Annotated in this window: 15 protein-coding genes; 12 read left to right on the top strand and 3 right to left on the bottom strand. The window is 52.0% G+C overall.

The window, feature by feature from the left end; genetic code table 11:
• The first annotated feature begins 203 nt into the window (after window positions 1-203).
• The 4 genes from CR205_RS17355 to CR205_RS17340 all read left to right on the top strand — a co-directional run bounded on the left by CR205_RS17355 (window position 204) and on the right by CR205_RS17340 (window position 3,619).
• Window positions 204-644, top strand: a complete 441-nt coding sequence (locus CR205_RS17355; RefSeq protein ID WP_110521403.1) for a DUF1934 domain-containing protein — start codon at window positions 204-206, stop codon at window positions 642-644.
• Window positions 641-2,311, top strand: a complete 1,671-nt coding sequence (argS, locus tag CR205_RS17350; RefSeq protein ID WP_110521402.1) for an arginine--tRNA ligase — start codon at window positions 641-643, stop codon at window positions 2,309-2,311. Before CR205_RS17355 ends, argS begins: the two co-directional genes overlap by 4 nt.
• A 182-nt stretch (window positions 2,312-2,493) precedes the next feature.
• Window positions 2,494-2,661 carry a XapX domain-containing protein gene (locus tag CR205_RS17345; RefSeq protein WP_110521401.1) on the top strand — a complete coding sequence of 56 codons (168 nt, stop codon included), beginning with the start codon at window positions 2,494-2,496 and terminating at the stop codon, window positions 2,659-2,661.
• Window positions 2,662-2,785: 124 nt separating this feature from the next.
• Window positions 2,786-3,619 carry an alpha/beta fold hydrolase gene (locus tag CR205_RS17340; RefSeq protein ID WP_110521400.1) on the top strand — a complete coding sequence of 278 codons (834 nt, stop codon included), beginning with the start codon at window positions 2,786-2,788 and terminating at the stop codon, window positions 3,617-3,619.
• Between the two features lie 216 nt (window positions 3,620-3,835).
• Here the strand turns inward: CR205_RS17340 and CR205_RS17335 are convergent, their stop codons facing one another.
• From CR205_RS17335 to cls, 3 genes are all read right to left on the bottom strand, one after another.
• Window positions 3,836-5,791, bottom strand: coding sequence for a heavy metal translocating P-type ATPase (locus tag CR205_RS17335; RefSeq protein WP_110521399.1), 1,956 nt, complete (start codon window positions 5,789-5,791; stop codon window positions 3,836-3,838).
• Window positions 5,792-5,893: 102 nt separating this feature from the next.
• Window positions 5,894-6,850 carry a UV DNA damage repair endonuclease UvsE gene (gene uvsE, locus CR205_RS17330; RefSeq protein WP_110521398.1) on the bottom strand — a complete coding sequence of 319 codons (957 nt, stop codon included), beginning with the start codon at window positions 6,848-6,850 and terminating at the stop codon, window positions 5,894-5,896.
• A 149-nt stretch (window positions 6,851-6,999) separates the two neighbouring features.
• On the bottom strand, window positions 7,000-8,211 hold the full coding sequence (gene cls / locus CR205_RS17325) for a cardiolipin synthase (RefSeq protein WP_161524826.1): 1,212 nt from the start codon (window positions 8,209-8,211) through the stop codon (window positions 7,000-7,002).
• 266 nt (window positions 8,212-8,477) lie between these two features.
• Here cls and CR205_RS17320 point away from each other — a divergent pair, with 266 nt between their 5' ends.
• The 8 genes from CR205_RS17320 (at window position 8,478) to icmF (ending at window position 21,132) form a co-directional block, all read left to right on the top strand.
• Window positions 8,478-10,568 carry a (Fe-S)-binding protein gene (locus CR205_RS17320; RefSeq protein ID WP_110521396.1) on the top strand — a complete coding sequence of 697 codons (2,091 nt, stop codon included), beginning with the start codon at window positions 8,478-8,480 and terminating at the stop codon, window positions 10,566-10,568.
• Window positions 10,569-11,159: 591 nt separating this feature from the next.
• The gene (locus CR205_RS17315; protein WP_110521395.1) at window positions 11,160-12,341 is read left to right on the top strand and encodes an acetyl-CoA C-acetyltransferase; all 1,182 of its coding nucleotides are present in this window, start codon (window positions 11,160-11,162) and stop codon (window positions 12,339-12,341) included.
• A gap of 113 nt (window positions 12,342-12,454) precedes the next feature.
• Window positions 12,455-13,306 carry a 3-hydroxybutyryl-CoA dehydrogenase gene (locus tag CR205_RS17310; RefSeq protein ID WP_110521394.1) on the top strand — a complete coding sequence of 284 codons (852 nt, stop codon included), beginning with the start codon at window positions 12,455-12,457 and terminating at the stop codon, window positions 13,304-13,306.
• 15 nt (window positions 13,307-13,321) lie between these two features.
• Window positions 13,322-14,467, top strand: coding sequence for an acyl-CoA dehydrogenase (locus CR205_RS17305; protein ID WP_110521393.1), 1,146 nt, complete (start codon window positions 13,322-13,324; stop codon window positions 14,465-14,467).
• A gap of 87 nt (window positions 14,468-14,554) precedes the next feature.
• Window positions 14,555-15,697, top strand: a complete 1,143-nt coding sequence (locus tag CR205_RS17300; protein ID WP_110521392.1) for an acyl-CoA dehydrogenase — start codon at window positions 14,555-14,557, stop codon at window positions 15,695-15,697.
• Window positions 15,698-15,726: 29 nt separating this feature from the next.
• Window positions 15,727-16,671, top strand: coding sequence for a methylmalonyl Co-A mutase-associated GTPase MeaB (meaB, locus tag CR205_RS17295; protein WP_110521391.1), 945 nt, complete (start codon window positions 15,727-15,729; stop codon window positions 16,669-16,671).
• A gap of 136 nt (window positions 16,672-16,807) precedes the next feature.
• The gene (locus CR205_RS17290; RefSeq protein ID WP_110521390.1) at window positions 16,808-17,476 is read left to right on the top strand and encodes a TetR/AcrR family transcriptional regulator; all 669 of its coding nucleotides are present in this window, start codon (window positions 16,808-16,810) and stop codon (window positions 17,474-17,476) included.
• A 398-nt stretch (window positions 17,477-17,874) separates the two neighbouring features.
• Window positions 17,875-21,132, top strand: a complete 3,258-nt coding sequence (gene icmF, locus CR205_RS17285) for a fused isobutyryl-CoA mutase/GTPase IcmF (protein WP_110521389.1) — start codon at window positions 17,875-17,877, stop codon at window positions 21,130-21,132.
• The last annotated feature ends 202 nt before the right edge of the window (window positions 21,133-21,334 follow it).

Raw genomic sequence — 21,334 nt, 5'->3', positions numbered from 1 at the left:
CCGCGCTGCCCGCTCAGGGCGGCGTGTTTTTCTGGGACAAAGCGGCAGGTTGGGGCTGAGGCGCGATCAGATTCTTCCCTGCACTTGAACCACCACCGCATGATCAGATATAATAGTTGAGTTATAAATGTGCACATCACGTTTAAGTGCGGCAGAATTTGAAAAAGATGATAAAACGAATCATGAAAGTTCGGTGAATACAAATGGAAGGACTACCCGTCCACATTCATATGAAAACGGAAGTCCGCGACCAGGGGCAGAAAGATACAAACGCCCTTCAGGCCAGCGGCCGCCTCATTTCAAAAGGCGATATCACGTATCTGAGATTCGAAGAGCCCCGGCAGGAAGGTATCGAAGAAGCGACAATGCAGACAGTCAAAATCCAGCAGGGGGAAATGATGGTCATCCGTAAAGGCGCCGTCAACATGAACCAGCGGTTTGTGACCGGTGTGGTAACAGAAGGCACATACCAGAGCCCATATGGCCCGATGCGCATGCTGACAGATACAAAGCACGTCCGCTTTCTATGGGACGAAACGGCAAACCAGGGCGAAATCCGCCTGACCTATACACTCACCCTGCAGGGACAGACTGCAGGCGAATACGATATGCGCGTCACAGTGAAGGAGGAACACGAGCAATGAGCCAGGTAGAACAAATGAAACAGCTCCTGAAAGACGAAATTATTCAGTCCGTTATTAAAGCAGGCTTAGCAGAAAAAGAGCAGATTCCCGATCCGGTCATCGAGCTTCCGAAAGACAAAGCTCACGGTGACTATGCAACCAACACAGCTATGCAGCTGGCCCGGATCGCTAAAAAAGCCCCAAGGATGATCGCAGAGGAAATGGCGGCCAACTTCGATAAGGAGCGTGCCCACGTAAAACAGATCGACATCGCCGGTCCCGGTTTTATGAACTTCTTTATGGACAACGCATACCTGACCGACGTGGTCCGCACGGTGATTGAGCAGAAAGAAGACTACGGCCGCACGGACTTCGGCGAAAACCGCAGTGTACAGGTGGAGTTTGTTTCCGCCAACCCAACAGGCACACTGCATCTCGGGCACGCCCGCGGCGCTGCAGTCGGCGACTCGCTCTGCAACATTCTCGACAAAGCCGGCTACGAAGTGGCGCGTGAATACTATATCAACGACGCCGGCAACCAGATCGAAAATCTTGCCTTAAGCCTTGAAGCACGCTATCTCCAGGCACTCGGAGAGGAAGCGGTAATGCCGGAAGACGGCTACCAGGGACAGGACATCATCGGTTTTGCAAAGGAAATTGCCGATACGTACGGCACCACGTTCAAGGAGAGTGAGCGGGAAGAGCGTCTTGCTTTTTTCCGCGAGTACGGCCTGAAGCGCGAACTCGACAAACTGAAACAAGATCTCGAAAGCTTCCGTGTCCGCTTTGACAACTGGTACTCGGAAACGAGCCTTTATACGACCGGAAAAGTGGAAGCCATCCTCGAAGAGCTGAAAAGCAAAGGCGAAACGTACGAAAAAGAAGGCGCGCTCTGGTTCGAATCGACCAAGTACGGCGACGACAAGGACCGCGTTCTCGTAAAAGGGGACGGCACCTACACGTACCTGACGCCCGATATTTCCTATCATAAAGATAAATTTGCCCGGGGCTTTGAAGAGCTGATCAACATTTGGGGCGCCGATCACCACGGCTATATCCCGCGGATGAAAGCAGCCGTGCAGGCGCTCGGCTACAACGAAGACCAGCTTAAAGTCCAGATCATCCAGATGGTGAACCTGTTCCAGAACGGCGAACGGGTGAAGATGAGCAAGCGTACCGGTAAAGCCGTTACGATGCGCGACCTGATGGAGGAAGTAGGCACCGACGCGACCCGCTACTTTTTCGCCATGCGCGCCGCCGACACCCATATGGACTTTGATATGGATCTGGCCGTTTCCCGGTCAAATGAAAACCCGGTTTACTACGTGCAGTATGCCCATGCACGCATCTGCAGTATGATCCGCCAGGCAGAAGAAGCGGGGTACACGGCCGACCCATCAGAAGACCTGACCCGCCTGTCGAGTGAAAAAGAGCTCGACCTGCTGAAAAAAATCGGCGAGTTCCCTGAAGCGGTAACCGATGCAGCAGCCAAGCGCGCGCCGCACCGGATCGCCAACTATGTTTTCGATCTCGCCCAGGCACTGCACAGCTTCTACAACGCCGAAAAAGTCATCAACGAAGACGATGCGAGCCTCACCAAAGCCCGCCTCGCCCTCATGGAAGCGGTCCGCACGACGCTTCGCAACGCCCTCACACTGATCGGCGTTTCCGCACCGGAAAAAATGTAAGACTGCACACCGCTGCAGCAGGTAAAAAGTCAGGGCCGGGAAGTTCCAAGCGAACTCTCCCGGCCCTGACTGCTTTTTTTTCGTTACGGGCATAGATGTACGTACCTCTTTCTGATACGATAATAAAGTGCCTGATTGTCGCATACTAAACAAAGAAAGTTATTAGAAGGGATGTTATATAGATGCAGGAAGTAATTCTCGCCGTGCTTGCAGGGCTGATTGTAGGATTTGTGTTTGCACTCGTCAAGCTTCCGATACCGGCTCCCCCTGCACTGCCTGGTATTATGGGGATTTTCGGAATTTATTTCGGCTACAAGCTGTTCCAGTTCGTATCCGGTTATTTTGGATAAAGACGCTGAACGAGGCTGCTTTTATGAAAGCGGTCTCTTTTTTATGGCGCCGGGGAAGTATGATTTTTTTCAATAAAAAAGCGGATAGTGAGCCACTCTAAGGAGAAGAGTGGAGGTGGCGGGTATGCCATGGACGAGTGAGCCGGAATATGCCGGAATTTATTATGAAATTAAGGGGAGCGGGCCGCCGCTCCTGTTTATTCATCCGCCGGGGATGGGGCACGTAACGTTCCGGCATCAGGCAGAAGGGCTGTGCCGCACGCATACGGTTATTCAGGTGGATGTGCGGGGAAATGGAAGGAGCGGGCTCGATGACAGGCCGCTGTCGATGGCGCTGCTCGCTGATGATGTGAGGCGGGTGCTGGATCATGCACGGATTCGAAAAACGTTTTTGTGCGGCTACTCAAATGGCGGCTCAATCGTTCAGGAGTTTGCGATCCGCTATCCTGAGCGTACGCGGGGGATCGTGCTTCTTGGAGGATTTTCCGAGGTGAACAGCTTTCTTCTGCGAAATGAGTTCCGTTCGGGCATCATTGCAGCACGGCTCCGCAAAATGCGGACAATTTCGGAGGTACTTGCTGCTGCCCATGAAAAAGGGGAGAAGCGAAAAGAACTGGCTGATTATGTGCGTCGGACGTCGCCGGCTTTTCTTGCAGAGCTTTACGACATGGGGCTCCATTACAAGTCGACTGACCGGCTCCACCGGATTACCTCACCGGTGCTGCTTGTGTACGGTCAGTGCGACTATTACGTGCACCACTACCGTTACATTTTTCAGAAGCAGCTTCGGGTTCCGTGCGATGTAATCTTTGTGGCAATGGCGAGCCACCAGCTGCCTACTAAGCACCACAGTGAGCTGAACCGCATCTTAAAGGAGTTTACTGAAAAGACACGGGCAGGAGAGAAGCGCAGACAGCAGCGTGCAGCGGAGGCTGCAGGGGTGGATCTGCCGCTGTAGGGGGCGTTGGCGTTTTATACCCCGTCGTGTCAAGCAGCTTAAACCCTTAAAGAAGGGGCTAAGACCCGTAAAGGTCTTGTTAAAACCCTTAAAGCATGAGCTAAGACCCGCAAAGGGCTTCCTAAAACCCTTAATGCACATGCTAAGACCTTTAAATACAGCATACCTTCTGTAAAACACGAATCCCCCGGAACCAGTCCGGGGGATTCGTACGTGTTAAGACACTTCCGCTTCCTTAAGGCGCTCTCTTGTTCCGGGTTCGGCAGGGCCTCCTTTGCGCTGCTTGACCCTCAAGAGGCGCAGGCCGTTCAGGATGACGAGGATCGTGCTTCCTTCGTGGCCGATCACCCCGAGGGGGAGGGTGAGGGACTGGGCAAAGTTTGCGGTAATGAGGACGGCAATTACCGCAACCGAAAAGATGAGGTTCTGTTTGACGATCCTGTTGAGACGCCGGGAGAGTTCGAGCGATAGTTCGATTTTTTCCAGTTCGCTGTTCATCAGGACGATATGGGCCGTATCAATCGCAACACCGGTTCCGGACCCCATCGCGATTCCTGTGTCCGCCTTTGCCAGGGCTGGCGCGTCGTTCACACCGTCTCCTACCATGACTACTGCTCCGTAGTCTTTACGGAGGCGCTCTACTTCCCGGACTTTTTCCTCAGGGAGACATTCAGCAACGTAGCGGGAGACGCCGGCTTCCTTGGCAATTTTCCTGGCAGTGGCTTCCCTGTCCCCGGTAATCATCACCGTTTCGATCCCGGCATCGGCTAAGGTATTCAGGGCTGCCGAGGCTGCAGGACGAATCTGATCTTTGAGGGCAAAGAAGCCTGCCGGCTCACCATTTTTCGCAGCATAGACGAGCGTGTTTCCTTCTTCTGCCCATTTTCCGGTCACGTTTCGGACAGGTTCCCAGGCCTGAGTATCTCCGGCAAACCCGCTTCGGCCGATATGCCACGTTTCGCCGGCAATAACTGCCCGGACGCCGTATCCGGGCACGTCTTCAATCGTTTCCACAGCCGGCAGGTTCCGGGAGCGCTCCCCTGCATAGGCGGCGATCGCATGGGCAAGAGGGTGATCAGACTGCCTTTCGATCGCGGCAGCAGCGGCGAGAACAGCTTCTTCATCGTTTCCCGGCAAAGCCTGAAATCCAGTCACGGCAGGGCTGCCTTCAGTTAGAGTTCCGGTTTTATCAAAGGCGATAACGCCGGTTTTCGCTAGCTGCTCCAGATACACGCCGCCTTTTATCAGAATGCCGTTTCGTGCGCCTGTCGATATGGCGGAGAGAAGCGCCGGCATAACGGACGCCACAACAGCACAGGGGGAGGCCACGACGAGAAGGACCATCGCCCGGTAGAACGTCTCTTCAAAAGGAAAGCCGAAAACCAAAACCGGGATCGTAAGCATAACAGCCACGGTAAGGAGAACGGTTATCACGTAGGGGCCTTCGATTTTTTCAATCAGCTGCTGGCTCGGCGGCCGGTCGGTTTTTGCCTGCCGGACGAGGGCGATCATCTTCTGGAACAGGGAGTCAGCATTTCGTTTTGTGACTTTTACAGTCAACGAGCCTGTTCCGTTGATGGTGCCATTGTAGACACTGCTTCCGCTCTTTTTATCCACAGGCATGGATTCGCCCGTGATGGCCGCCTCATCTGTGGTGCTTTCTCCTGTTATCACCGTCCCGTCTGCCGGGATTCGCTCACCAGGTCTGACGAGAATCCGGTTACCGACTTCGAGAGATTCCACATTTACAACCTTTGTTTCACCATCAGGAAGGAGGAGGGAGGCTTTCTCCGGGGCCATGCGTATCAGATTCGACAGATCCCGTTCACTTTTCTCCAAGGTGTAGGTTTCCATGGCGCCGGCCAGGGAAAAGATAAAGATCAAAATGGCACCTTCGCTCCAGTAGCCGATTGAGGCCGCCCCGGCTGCGGCGACAATCATCAGAACTTCAACGTTCAGCGACCGGTCCTTTACCAGGTCCGTCAACCCCTCCTTTGCTTTGAAGTAACCGCCCACAGCAAAAGAAAGTAAGTATAAAGCAACAGCCCATCCAAAAAGGTCAGCCCTTTCAAGAAGGTAGCCTGCAAGAAGGAAGAGGCCTCCGGCCAGGGAAAAGACAAGTTCGCGATTACGGGAAAAAAAAGAATGAGTAAAAGAGCTGGATTTTGGCATGAACAAATCTCCTCTCCTTAAGTATGAGTGAGAATAAGAACCATCCTCATTTACGTCCTGAAATGACAAAAAGCTGCCGGCAGGGGCAGCAGTCAGGCTCTATTATGGCTTATAACGGACGGCTCCTCCGGCAACCCGGTTCACACCACGTATTTTTTCAAGGTCATCCATAAAGGACAGGAGAGCCTTGTCTTTCTGCTTCGCTTCAATCATGACATCAAAGTCCGTATCAAACTCCCGCATCATATCAAGAAACGGCCTGACAAATTCCAGATCAATTCCGTCCGCATGTGCGCGGGACCGGTCCCCATCCTTTGGTGACGACAAGTGAATCTTCGGCCGAAGCCCTGTATGTTCCCAAGTCTTAAACAGACCGGGCATGAGATCGGCTGCGCTGCTTTCGCCAGGGCAGACGACATGGTGGTGGTAGTCGAATACAAAAGGCAGGCCTTCTTTAATACATATGCTGAGAACGTCGTCTCCTTGATAGGATTTATCATCATTTTCAATCATAAGACGGTTTTTTAGTTCTTCCGGCAGGCGGGACATGTTGTCTGAAAAGCGTTTCACCGCGTTTTCCTTATCGCCGTAAATACCGCCCACGTGAAGCACAAAGCGGCAGTCAGACAGATCCATCGCCTGTGCCATTTTATTGTGATAGGTAATATCTTCGACAGCGCGGGTGGTTACATCCTCCTTTGGAGATGTAAAAAGGGTAAACTGATTCGGATGAAAGCTCGGCCGGATGCCTGCGGAACGGATCAGTCCGCCAAGTTCGGCCCACTCTTCTTTAAAAGGCGCAGTAAAATCCCAGGCTGCTTGAGGATGCGTGGCAAGCGGAACCATGGAGGAGGAGAGTCGGAACAGACTGATTTCATGGGCGATGCAGTAATGAACGGCTCGTTTTGTATGTGCGATATTTCTGGCTGTCACTTCCTTGAGCTTTTCCCTCCGTTCGTGCCTGCTGAGCTGTTTTGCCCGTGCCCAGGTGACGGTGTGAGCCGGGGAGGCGTTCCACAGGGACAAAGCGTGGGAAACGAAACCGAAGCGGATAATCATTGAAAAACTCCTTTCGTGATATATTTGGAAAGGTTGTTGTTATATTACACTGCAGGCGTTTGCTTTCCTCGGACACCGCTTCAGCCTGCTCGGGAAAAACGACCTGCAGGCTCCCGCATCATGCAGGAGCCTGGAAGCCTTTTTTTGACTTAAATAAGCGGGGAGAGGAGGCTGGCGAGGGTTTCCTTGCCCCGTTTCAGGAGTGAGCGGTTGTTCAGGTGCTCGATCGTAACCCGGTCGCTTCGGTTCAGATCTTCATTGACCTGGACCATCACCTGGCGGATCCACTGTTCGTTGTGAATCAGGCAGTTGACCTCCCGGTTGATGCGGAAACTCCTTTTATCAAAATTGGCGGTGCCGATGTCGCACACTTTGTCATCAACGATGATCGCCTTAGAATGATAAAAGCCTTGAAAATACATGTGAATGTTAACCCCGGCTTCGATCAACTCACGGAAGTACGGGTAGGCGGCGTGAATAACAAGAGGGTGGTCAGGATTTTTCGGAATAATAACCCGGATGTCGACACCGCGTTTAGCCGCTTGTATGAGCGCGTTTTTGACTTCACGTCCCGGCACAAAGTATGGTGTGCCGATGATGAGTGTGTTCTCAGCTGTCTTGATGAGTTTAAGAGCGGCATCTTCAATGTGAGAGCCGTTAGAGGCAAGGATCTGAATTGTTTTTGATCCTGGCTTCTGTTCCGGATAATACCGGTTTTCCCCGATGATGTCCTCGCCTGACGCTGCCTCCCAGTCCCTTAGGAAGATGTCCTGAAGGTCATTCACAGCTTCGCCAGTAACACAGAGGTGATAATCGCGCCACGGGCCGAAGCTCGGGTCCCGGCCGAGGTATTCATCACCGACGTTATAGCCGCCAATGTAGGCAGTGCGGCCGTCGATAACCGTAATTTTCCGGTGGTTACGCTTATTGGCTGAGTAAAAAAGAAACGGTAGAGAAGGTCGGTGAGTGATGGAAAGATGCACGCCGGATTTCCGGATCTCTTTTTTCAGCTTGCGGGAGATACGAAAGCCCATGAAATCAACCATAAGGCGGACTTCGACTCCTTCTCTTGCTTTGTCCATAAGTCTGTTAATCATTTCTTTACTGATGTCATCTGCCCTGAAGATATAAAAGAGCATGTGTATGTGGTCCTCTGCCTGCTCAATCTCGCCGAACATGTGATTAAAAAGTTTGTCGCCCCTGGCGAAAAACTGGACGTCACTGTTTCGTACAGGAGGTTCTGTATAGGGAGGCGTATGTTTCTCGTGGAGCCGCCGGGCAATCGTAAAATCAATAATAAACCATATACAGATTAAGGCGAAAATCGCGAGTATTATCAGGATTGTGTGTAATAAGATCAAATTGTTCCCTCCCAGGCTGACGTCTGCGATCACGGCCGGGGAAATGCCGGCAGTATTTCTGTTATTTTCCCTAACCGACTGTAATTCAATCCCTGTTGTCGAAAAACAATGATGGGTTTTTTTAAAAAAAGAGACCTGACTGAATACTCATTCATTAATTGTTGTGCTATAATAAAAAACAAAATTCATTCTAAATTCTGAAAAACGCTTCTTTGATTTTTGCGGAAGTCGATTCAGAGGAAGCATCGAAAGGGGCTGTACACATCATGGATCCAATATTAATCAACTGGCTGATGTTCATTCTTGTAACCGGTTACGCGCTTTACCTGTTTGCCACGCTCGTAAAGACAAGAATTGCTTACATTAAGCTCGGTCAGAAGGCAGAGTTCAACCGGACCTTCAAGGACAGAAAAGATGCGTTCATTGCGCAGGTGTTCGGTCAGAAAAAGCTATTGAAAGATAAGAAAAGCGGCATCATTCACATTATGTTTTTCTACGGCTTCCTGCTCGTTCAGTTCAGTGCCATTGATCTCATCTGGAAAGGGCTGGCACCGGGCTCCCATCTGCCGCTCGGACCCTTGTATCCGGCCTTCACATTCTTCCAGGAAATTGTGGTCGTTATGATTCTGGTGGCGGTCGTGTGGGCGTTTCACCGCCGTTATGTGGAGAAACTTGTCCGCCTGAAGCAGAACTTTAAAGCCGGTCTCGTCCTTATTTTTATCGGAGGACTGATGGTTTCAAAGCTTATGGCCAAAGGAATGGAAATGATCTGGCTCGGAAAATCAGCTACTTGGGCTGAGCCGATTGCAACAGGTATTGCCGCTGCGTTGGGGCCAATCGTTGCAGGCGCAGCAAGTGCGCTTTTCTTTGTATTCTGGTGGGCACACCTTATGTTCCTGCTTGTGTTCCTCGTGTACATTCCACAGGGAAAACACGCACACCTTATTGCCGGTCCTGCAAACGTTTACTTAGGTCCGACACACAAAACAGGTCAGCTAAAGCCAATTAATTTTGAAGACGAAGACGCCGAGAAGTTCGGTAAAAACCAGATTGAGGAATTTGACCAGAAGCAGCTCCTTGACCTGTATGCCTGTGTCGAATGTGGACGCTGTACGAATATGTGTCCGGCTACAGGAACAGGGAAAATGCTGTCACCGATGGATCTGATCGTGAAAATGCGTGACCATCTGACAGACAAAGGTGCCGCTGTCACATCCCGTAAACCGTGGATGCCGACATACGCATTCAATCACAAAACGGGTAACCAGCTTGCTGCCCAGGAAGCGGCAGCTGCATCAGAAGCCTATGATGTAAGTCTGATCGGTGATGTCATTACAGAAGAAGAACTTTGGGCGTGTACGACATGCCGTAACTGTGAGGACCAGTGTCCGGTAGCCAACGAACACGTGGATAAAATTATTGATATGCGCCGCTATCTTGTTCTGACAGAAGGGAAGATGGACGCTGAAGCCCAGCGCGCCATGACGAACATCGAACGTCAGGGCAATCCGTGGGGCATTAACCGGAAAGAGCGTGAAAAATGGCGCGACGGCCGGGAGGATATTGTGGCACCGACGGTAAAAGAAATGAAAAAATCCGGTGAAGAGTTCGAGTATCTCTTCTTTGTCGGATCGATGGGCTCCTATGACAACAGAAGCCAGAAGATCGCCCAGTCCTTTGCAAAAGTGATGAACGAAGCGGGCATCAAATTTGCGATTCTCGGAAACAAGGAAAAGAACTCCGGGGATACACCGCGCCGGATCGGAAACGAATTCCTGTTCCAGGAACTCGCAACGGCAAACATTGCCGAGTTTGAGAAGAACGACGTGAAAAAGATCGTGACAATTGATCCTCACGCCTACAATACGCTGAAAAACGAGTATCCGGATTTCGGACTCGAAGCAGAGGTGTACCATCATACCGAACTGCTTTACGAATGGGTTCGCGACGGTCTGATCAAGCCGACACAGGAAGTAAACGAAGTCATTACTTACCACGATTCCTGTTATCTGGGCCGCTACAACGATGTATATGACCCGCCGCGTGAAGTACTCAAGGCGATCCCTGGCGTTCAGGTTGTGGAAATGGATCGGAGCCGGGAGAACGGCATGTGCTGCGGCGCCGGCGGAGGTATGATGTGGATGGAGGAAGACACGGGAACCCGTGTGAACGAAGCCCGTACAGAGCAGGCGCTTGAAGTCAGCCCGTCCGTAATCGGAAGCGGATGCCCGTACTGCCTGACGATGCTCAGTGACGGTACGAAATCGAAAGAAGTAGAAGAAGACGTAAAAACAATGGATATTGTAGAAATTTTAGAAAAATCTCTTGAAACAAAAAAGGATTCTGTGACTGCGTAAAGAAGTATTAAAGACCTGTCTATTTTATCCGGAGAGGGAGCCGTTGCCACCGCGGGGGCTCCCGCCCGGATCTTTTTCAAAAAAACATTGTAAGCGCTTTATTTTGGGGCGGTTGTTTTGTTATGGAGTGCCACTGAGCGAGCGTTCAATCGACAGCGTGAAAGGTGTTTTCTTTCAGTAGTTCAGTAGAGGATTCCGCTTCAGGCGGACGCTTTCCGCAGGTCTTGGCCTCAGCCTCCTCGGGAAAAGCGCCTGCGGGGTCTTCGGCTCTTGCTTTTCCCGCTGGAGTCGCCGCCTTAAGGTTCATCCTTTTATGAAGGGTTAAGTAATCAAAGCGATCAAGCAGTATTCAGTTGCGACATCGAAAACAACAAGACGGAAAATAGTTTTTTGGTTACACGCGAAGCAAACGCCTGAAGCGAGACTCCTGCGGCAGAATAGGCCAGGGTGAGACCCCGCAGGGCATAGCCCGAGGAGGCTCACCGGACCGCCGCGGAAATCGAGCGTAAGGCGTGAAGCGGAGATTCCGAACATTTTACTTTTAGACGAAACCCCCGGCATCTGCCGGCAAATAAAGAGGAGGAACACACAATGAAAAAAACAGTAATCGTAAGCGGAGCACGTACACCAGTCGGAAAACTCGGAGGAAAACTGGCAGGCTTTTCAGCATCAGAACTTGGTGGGAAAGCAATATCCGCAGCACTTGAAAGAGCAAACGTAAATAAAGAAGACGTTCAGCACGTAATTATGGGAACCGTCCTTCAGGGCGGACAGGGGCAGCTTCCTTCCCGTCAGGCGATGCACCACGCAGGCCTTCCGTGGGAAACAGAAACAGAAACGATCAACAAAGTATGTGCATCCGGCATGCGAAGCGTCACTCTTGCAGACGTGCTGATCCGTTCCGGCGAGCATGACACCGTTGTAGCCGGCGGAATGGAGTCCATGAGCCAGGCACCGTACTTTGTGAAAAACGCACGGTTCGGTCTGAAAATGGGACCGTCAAAATTTGAAGATATGATGATTCATGACGGCCTTACCTGTACGTTTAAAGGCGTTCATATGGGTACCTACGGAAACAGCACAGCAGACGAATACAGCTTGAGCCGCCAGGAACAGGATGAGTGGTCCTACAGAAGCCATCAGCGGGCAACAGAAGCCATTAACGCAGGCAAGTTCGCCGATGAAATCGTGCCGGTGGAAGTGCCTCAGCGAAAAGGCGACCCTCTTGTTGTAGAAAACGATGAGTCCCCACGCGGTGACACGAGTGTTGAAAAGCTTGCGAAGCTGAAGCCGGTATTTGGCGCAGACGGCACGATTACTGCCGGTAACGCTCCTGGTGTCAATGACGGAGCGGCAGCCCTCGTCGTTATGGACGAAGATAAGGCCAAAGAACGCGGCCTCGCCCCATTGGCTGCCATCGTTGCCCATACCCAGCTTGCCGTTGAGCCGGAAAACTTCCCGAAAACGCCGGGCCTTGTGATCAACAAAATTCTTGAAAAAACAGGCAAATCCCTCAGTGACATCGACCTGTTTGAAATTAACGAAGCATTTGCAGCGGTTTCCCTTGCGAGCGGAAAAATTGCAGAAATCGATCCTGAAAAAATCAATGTGAACGGCGGAGCAGTCGCACTTGGTCATCCGATTGGCGCGAGCGGCACTCGTGTGATCCTTACACTCGCCCACGAACTCAAGCGTCGCGGCGGCGGCACAGGCATTGCAGCCATCTGCAGCGGCGGCGGCCAGGGCGACGCCATCATGATCGAAGTGAAATAAACGTTTACACATGAATAAGGCAGAGGAACGTCAATCTTTTGAAGCGTTCCTCTGCGCTTATGAATTCCGGATCGATTCCGGATAAATCTTCAGCCAAAGGAGACCTCACATACATGGATATTAAACAGGTAATGGTAGTCGGCGCCGGCCAGATGGGTTCTGGAATTGCCCAGGTTTGCGCGATGAACGGTTATGAAGTGATCCTCCACGACATTCAGGAGGACTACGTGCAAAAAGGCATCGACGGCATCAAAAAGCAGCTCAGCAGACAGGTGAAAAAAGAACGGATCTCCGAAGCAGATATGGAACGCATCCTCCGTCAGATTCATTCATCGACTGATCTCTCAAACGCCTCGGCAGTGGACCTTGTCATTGAAGCAGCCGTTGAAAACATGGACGTGAAGAAAAGCATTTTTAAACAACTGGACGCCACAGCTCCTGAGCATGCAATTCTTGCCACAAACACATCGAGCCTTCCGATCACTGAAATTGCAGCAGCCACGAACCGGCCCGGTAAAGTCATCGGGATGCACTTTATGAACCCGGTTCCCGTTATGAAGCTCGTGGAAATTATCCGCGGTCTTGCTACAGATCAGGAAGTATTCGACGCTATTTATCAGATGTCGGAAAACCTCGGCAAAACGGCTGTTGAAGTCCAGGACTTCCCCGGCTTTGTTTCCAACCGGATCCTCATGCCGATGATCAACGAAGCTATTTACACGGTTTATGAAGGCGTAGCTTCGCCTGAGGACGTGGACGAAGTGATGAAGCTGGGCATGAATCACCCAATGGGCCCGCTTCAGCTTGCCGACTTTATCGGCCTCGACACATGCCTTTACATTATGGAGACTCTGCACGATGGATTCGGCGATACAAAATACCGTCCGTGTCCGCTTCTCAGAAAATATGTAAAAGCCGGCTGGAACGGAAAAAAATCAGGACGGGGCTTTTACGAGTACAGCTAAGAACGGAGTGAGAACATGGAGTTACGCTGGAGCGAAGAACATGACATGATGCGGAAAATGGTCCGCCAGTTCGCAGAGGAAAAAGTGAGTAAAGCGGTACCTGCAATGGAGGAGAAGGACGAATTCCCCCTTGAACTTGTTAAAGAGATGGGCGCACTCGGCCTCATGGGCATACCGATTGACGAAAAGTACGGCGGCGCAGGAATGGATTTTCCATCCTACATCCTCGCCATTCATGAGCTTTCAAAAGTAAGCGCCACCCTTGGGGTCATTCTTTCCGTCCATACGAGTGTGGGAACGAATCCGATCCTCTATTTCGGCAGCGAAGAGCAGAAAAACCGGTATATACCAAGACTTGCATCCGGTGAGTACCTCGGTGCATTTGCTCTCACAGAGCCCGGTTCCGGCAGTGATGCAGCGGGCATGAAAACGACCGCTGTGAAAAAAGGGGACCGTTATATTTTAAACGGATCGAAAGTGTTCATCACAAACGCGGGAGCGGCGGATACGTACGTGGCCTTTGCCAAAACCGACACGAAAGCACTCGGAGCAAAAGGGATCAGTGCTTTTATCGTGGAAAAAGATACACCTGGATTTGTGATCGGCGCCAAGGAAAAGAAAATGGGTCTTCACGGTTCCAACACCTCATCTCTATCTTTTGAGGATGCGGAGGTACCGGCAGAAAACCTTCTCGGTGCAGAAGGGGAAGGCTTCAAGGTCGCTATGGCCAACCTTGATGCGGGCCGGATCGGCATTGCAGCCCAGGCACTCGGGATTGCTGAAGCAGCCATGGAGCACGCCGTGGATTACGCAAAAGAGCGGAAGCAGTTCGGCCGCTCAATTGGAAAACAGCAGGGTGTGGCATTCAAGCTGGCCGACATGGCGACACAGGTGGAGGCGGCAAAACTGCTTACCTACCGGGCAGCCAACCTCAGACAGCACGGGAAACCATGCGGAACCGAGGCGGCGATGGCGAAAATGTTTGCTTCTGATACGGCGATGAAAGTGGCCACAGAAGCCATTCAGGTATTCGGCGGCTACGGCTACGTAAAAGAATACGCCCCGGAGCGCTTTTTCCGCGACGCAAAAGTGACGCAGATTTATGAAGGAACGAACGAAATCCAGCACCTGGTGATCAGCAAGGGGCTCATGAACGGATAAAAACCGGAGAGCGGGGATCAGTTCCCGTCCGCGACAACATGAAAAAAGGCCGGATTGTACGGCCTCAACAATTGGAGGAGAAACAAAATGGAATTCCTACTTACAGAAGAACAGCAGATGATCCGCAAGATGGTTCGTGACTTTGCCGAAAACGAAGTGGCCCCGACGGCAGCCGAAAGAGACGAAGAAGAACGCTTTGACCGCGAGATTTTTGACCAGATGGGCGAACTCGGGCTCACTGGTATTCCATGGCCGGAAGAATACGGCGGCATCGGCGCAGATTACCTGAGCTACGTAATCGCCGTTGAGGAACTGTCCCGTGTCTGCGGCTCCACAGGCGTTACGCTTTCCGCCCACATTTCCCTTGCAGGCTGGCCGATCTACACATTCGGAACAGAAGAACAGAAGCAGAAGTACCTTCGTCCGATGGCCGAAGGAAAGAAAATGGGAGCCTACGGTCTGACAGAGCCGGGTTCCGGAAGTGACGCAGCCAACATGAAAACGACGGCGAAACGGGATGGTGATGACTACATCATCGATGGATCGAAGATTTTCATCACAAACGCCGGAGAAGCGGAAATCTATGTTGTTTTTGCCGTCACTACTCCTGAGAAAAAGCACAAAGGCGTATCTGCTTTCATCGTTGAAAAAGGCACACCGGGCTTTTCCATGGGTAAAAAGGAAAGCAAGCTCGGCATCCGTTCTTCCCCGACACTGGGAATTAACTTTGATCAGTGCCGCGTTCCGGCTGAGAACATGCTCGGAAATGAAGGAGACGGCTTTAAGATCGCCATGATGACACTCGACGGCGGCCGTAACGGCATCGCAGCACAAGCCGTAGGGATTGCACAGGGCGCGCTTGACGCATCGGTCAACTACGCTAAGGAGCGTAAGCAGTTCGGCAAACCGATCGGCGTGCAGCAGGGGATTGCCTTTAAACTTGCGGACATGGCAACGAAAACCGAAGCGTCCCGCCTGCTTACCTACCAGGCCGCATGGCGCGAAAGCCAGGGGATTTCCTACGGAAAGGAATCGGCCATGTCGAAGCTGTTTGCCGGAGACACGGCGATGGAAGTGACAATCGAAGCGGTTCAGGTGTTCGGCGGCTACGGCTACATCAAGGAATACCCGGTTGAGCGTTATATGAGAGATGCGAAAATTACCCAGATCTATGAAGGAACGAACGAAATTCAGCGTCTCGTTATTTCGAAGATGCTGCTTGCAGATTAATCGGTAAACAGAAAGGCAGGGGAAAGAGAATGGAAGACATGGCAAACCGCATCATAAACGGAGAAATGCGTGCCCTTGCCCGGGGGATCTCCTATATAGAAGATCAGCACCCGGACAAACAGGCCCTTCTCACCACTCTCTTTCCCCGCACAGGCAGGGCCCATGTGATCGGGATTACCGGTTCACCGGGGGCAGGGAAAAGCTCCCTTGTTAATGGTCTGATTAAAGAGTGGCGAAAAGAAGGGAAAACGGTCGGTGTTGCTGCGGTTGACCCGACCAGCCCTTTTTCAGGAGGGGCACTTCTTGGAGACCGCGTCAGGATGCGCGATCATGAAGAGGATGACGGCGTGTTTATCCGGAGTATGGGAACGAGAGGCAGCCTTGGCGGTCTTTCTGAAGCATGCAAGGACGCAATCCGCCTGATGGATGCCTCGGGCCTCGATATTGTCATAGTGGAAACGGTCGGAGTCGGACAAAGTGAACTCGATATCATGAAGGTGGCCGATACAGTCGCTCTTGTACTTCATCCGTCCGGAGGCGACGTAATCCAGGCATTTAAAGCGGGCATTATGGAGATTGCCGACCTGTTCGTGATTAACAAAGCCGATCTTCCCGGCGTCGGACAGTTAAAGGGGGAAGTGGAAGATCTGCTTCATTTAACCGCAGAACAGAAACGGTGGAAGCCGCCGATCGTTCAAACTGTCTCCACTGCCGGAAAAGGGATGAGCGAAACAGCCGGATACCTGAACGCACACAAAAAGCACCTCCTTGAATCAGGCGAAAACAGAGAGAAGCAGTTAAATCAGCTTGAAAACGAGATTGCAAGACGTCTTCAGGAGCGTTTCTCAGACGAAATTGCCGCCCTTGTATCAGAGGAGGTCGCCCGCTCTGCCGAAGCTGGGGAAACACCGGATCCTTATGACACAGCCGCTTCCGTATATGAAAAATGGAAGCAGGGGCTTCAGAAGGTTTAGCGGAGGCAACTGTGCCGGTGGTTTTTCTGTCTCAAAACGGGCGATTTATTGATATATGAAGAAATTTGCTAATATATCAGAATTTTTATAGATAAATTATTGAAATACCACCACCCGCATGAGAGGAGGGGGACCAGTGAAGAAAAAACAAGTGCCTTCCATGGTGAAAGACCAGCGGCTTATTACAAAAAGACGGGACCAGATCGTTAAAGCCGCCGTGCAGCTGTTTAACGAAAAAGGCTATCACAAAACAACCACACGGGAAGTGGCTCAGCAGTCAGGCTTCAGCATCGGCACGCTGTACGAGTACATCGGCTCGAAGGAAGACATCCTCTACCTCGTCTGCGACTCCGTTTACGACATGGTCGTGGATCAGTGGGCGGGACTGATGGATGAAAACCTGAACGGACTCGAACGTCTGAAGCAGGTAATCGAAGCGTATTTCAGAGTGGTCGATGCCCTGCAGGACGAGGTGCTTGTCATGTACCAGAACTCGAAATCCCTTTCGGGGGAAGCCAGAAACTACGTGCTTGAAAAAGAGCTGCGGATGAAAGAGATGTTTGAAAAGGAACTTCGCAACTGCATTGATGCAGGCTACCTGACCATGACGGACGAAGAGCTTGATCTGGCTTGCCACAACATTCTCGTTTCCGGTCATATGTGGACGTTCCGCCGCTGGATCGTGCAGCGCGAGTATACAATCGACCGGTACTGTGAGCTTCAGCTCCGCCAGTTATTTGAAGGCTTCGGTTTAAATCGTCAGGCCCCGGCCGAGGAAAAGAAAACAGAAATACAAACGCCTTGATCATTTAGACAGGCTACACTGAAAATGTTTAACCAGAAGCTGCGCTTCACGCCGTCCGTTCCTTTCCGCGGCGATGCCGGCTGCGCCTGTGGGGTCTCGCCTGGCCTCCATTGCCGCAGGAGTCTCACTGCCGGCTTGAAGCTCCGCAAGTAACCAGATGGTTATTTTCATGCGCCATGGTGTGAATTAATTTTCATAGGTGGCAGCAAAACGACCCTAATGGAGCGAAAGGCGGCGACTCCTGCGGGAACAGCAGCGACCGAAGACCCCGGAGGGTGATCTTTCCGAGGAGGCTGAGTCGTTGCCCAGGGTAAGCATCCGCCTGCAGCGGAATTAGAGTAATAAAACAACGGGGGATCCGAACACAATCACCCCCGCATAAAGGAGGCACCAGCATCATGAAACGCTATGAAACGAACAATCCTGTCCGCTTTGTTACGGCATCGGGCCTATTTGATGGACACGATGCGTCCATTAATATTATGAGACGAATGCTTCAGGCCACCGGCGCCGAAGTCATTCACCTCGGTCACAACCGTTCCGTGGAGGAAGTGGTAGACGCCGTTGTACAGGAAGACGTACAGGGTGTGGCGATCTCATCCTACCAGGGCGGACACGTGGAATACTTTAAATACTTATACGACTCTCTTAAAGAACGAGGCGCCAGCCATGTGAAAATCTTTGGCGGCGGCGGGGGCGTCATCATCCCTTCGGAAATTAAGGAGCTGCACGAGTACGGCATAACCCGGATCTACTCACCTGAGGACGGCCGTAAAATGGGGCTTCAAGGCATGATTAATGACATGATGGAGCAGTGTGATTTTCCACTCGATGACGTGTCAGGTGTTGACATTGCCAGTCTTGAAAAGCGCGAGCCCGCCCACATCGCCCGCATGATTACGGTGGCGGAAAAGCGAGCATTCAACAGCGAGGAAGTCGCAGCCAGTGCGGAAACGCTCTTTGAGGAAGCGGTCAACCAGACTGACCTGGCCCGGGTGCCGATTTTAGGGATCACCGGAACAGGGGGAGCGGGGAAGAGCTCCCTGACAGATGAACTTGTGCGCCGGTTTCTGCGTGCGTATGACGATAAAACACTTGCGATTCTGAGCGTGGACCCGACGAAAAAGAAAACAGGCGGTGCCCTTCTCGGAGACCGGATCCGTATGAACGCGATTCATCATCCACGGGTCTACATGCGAAGCCTGGCCACACGCGACAGCCGCCAGGAGCTTTCCAAAGCGATAGAAGAAGCGATCCGGGTTGTGAAAAAAGCCGGATTTGACCTGATCATCGTTGAAACGAGCGGCATCGGCCAGGGTGACGCAGCCATTTCCGATGTGGCTGACGTGAGCATGTATGTGATGACGAGCGAATTCGGAGCACCGTCCCAGCTTGAAAAAATCGACATGATCGACTTTGCCGATCTGATTGCGATTAATAAATTTGACCGTAAAGGAAGCGAAGATGCCCTTCGTGAAGTGCGGAAAACGTACCAGCGGAGTCATACGCTCTTTGAGGAAGCACCGGAAAATATGCCGGTATTCGGCACGATTGCGAGCCAGTTTAACGATCCAGGCACCAACCGCCTGTTTTTTGAATTGGCAAACGTGCTGGACGAGAAATGCGGCGGCTCCTGGCTGACCGAACTCGGTAAAAATGACAAGCTTACAGCCAAGGATGCGATCATCCCGCCGGAACAGGTTCACTATCTCCGTGAGATCGCCCAGACAGTCAGAGGCTATCACGGAAAAACAGAGGAAGAAGCGAAAAAAGCACGCCGTCTCTATCAGGTTGAGGGAACACTGGAAGCCTTCAAAGAAGAAGGAAAAGAATTTGACGGTCACGGCTCCCTTCTTGAGATGCGCGACCACTACGCCCAGGCGATGGAGCCTGAAACGAAAAAAGTGCTTGATACGTGGGAGGACACGAAGGAAGCGTATGCCAAGGACGAGTTTGTCACGAAGATCCGCGACAAAGAGATCGTCACTGAGCTCAAAACACGCAGCCTGTCCGGCCTCGATATTCCCAAAGTGGCCCTGCCTAAATACGAGGACTACGGCGAAATTGTACGCTGGGTCCGCAGGGAGAACGTACCTGGTAAATTTCCATACACGGCAGGCGTGTTTCCGTTTAAGCGAAAAGGTGAGGATCCGAAGCGCCAGTTTGCCGGAGAAGGGTCGCCAGCCCGTACGAACCGCCGTTTCCACTATCTGTCCAAGGATGACGAAGCGAAGCGCCTTTCAACCGCCTTTGACTCAGTTACCCTTTACGGGGAAGACCCGGGCCACCGTCCGGACATTTACGGAAAAGTGGGCGAGAGTGGTGTGAGCATCTGTACACTCGATGATATGAAGAAGCTTTATGAAGGCTTTGATCTGTGTGCGCCGTCGACCTCTGTCTCCATGACGATCAACGGACCGGCACCGATTATTCTTGCCATGTTCATGAATACGGCTGTCGACCAGCAGCTCGCCTTCTTTGAAGAAGAGCACGGACGCGCCCCATCAGCCGAAGAGCGTGCAGACATTACCGCACGCACGGTTGCTACAGTTCGCGGAACGGTCCAGGCGGATATTCTCAAAGAGGACCAGGGCCAGAACACGTGTATTTTTTCCACGGAATTTGCCCTGCGCATGATGGGGGATATCCAGCAGTACTTTATCGACAACAAGGTGCGTAACTATTATTCCGTCTCTATCAGCGGCTATCATATTGCTGAGGCAGGAGCGAACCCGATCAGCCAGCTCGCCTTTACGCTCGCCAACGGCTTTACGTACGTGGAGTACTACCTGAGCCGTGGCATGAACGTCAACGACTTCGCGCCGAACCTGTCGTTTTTCTTCAGCAACGGTCTCGATCCGGAATACACGGTCATCGGCCGTGTGGCGCGACGCATCTGGGCAGTGGCGATGAAAAATAAATACGGCGCCAACGAGCGGAGCCAGAAGCTGAAGTATCATATTCAGACGTCCGGCCGTTCCCTGCACGCTCAGGAAGTGGACTTCAACGACATCCGTACGACGCTGCAGGCGCTGCTTGCGATTTATGATAACTGCAACTCCCTTCATACGAACGCCTACGACGAAGCGGTGACGACACCTACCGAGGAGTCCGTGCGCCGTGCCATGGCGATTCAAATGATCATTACGAAGGAACTTGGGCTTGCAAAAAATGAAAACTCCCTTCAGGGATCGTTCATTATCGATGAACTCACAGACCTTGTCGAAGAAGCGGTACTCATGGAGCTTGAACGCCTCAACGACCGAGGCGGCGTTCTCGGCGCCATGGAGACTCAGTACCAGCGGGGCAAAATTCAGGAAGAGTCGCTTCTATATGAAACGAAGAAACATTCCGGCGAGCTTCCGATTATCGGTGTGAACACGTACATCAACCCGAACCCGCCGTCAGAAGACGAGTTTGAAATGGAGCTGGCCCGTGCCACTAAAGAAGAGAAAGAAGGCCAGATCGAGCAGCTGAAGCAGTTCCAAAACAGCCACAGCGAAGAAGGGGCACGTGCCCTTCAGCAGCTTAAGGAAGCGGCTCTCGGCGGCGGCAACCTGTTTGAGGAACTTATGCGCACCGTGCGCCACGCAAGCCTCGGACAGATCACAAACGCTTTATACGAAGTCGGCGGCCAGTACAGACGGAACCTGTAGAACAATATTTGCAAAACGTATCTTGCCCCGGGAGAGTTTAGGCTCCCGGGGTGTTTTTGACAGAATTAAAACCGCATTTAGCAAAAATCAGCAGCGATCTCCTGTACTGCCGAAAAAAAAGCAGGCTCTCTTACGGAATTATCACAGCTGCTGTGTTTGAACCGTCCGTGTATGGTTAAAATGGATACTGCACCAGCATAAG

Source organism: Alteribacter lacisalsi, from assembly GCF_003226345.1.
Taxonomy (GTDB): Bacteria; Bacillota; Bacilli; order Bacillales; family Salisediminibacteriaceae; genus Alteribacter; species Alteribacter lacisalsi.
This window is presented reverse-complemented; position numbering and strand designations above follow the sequence as displayed.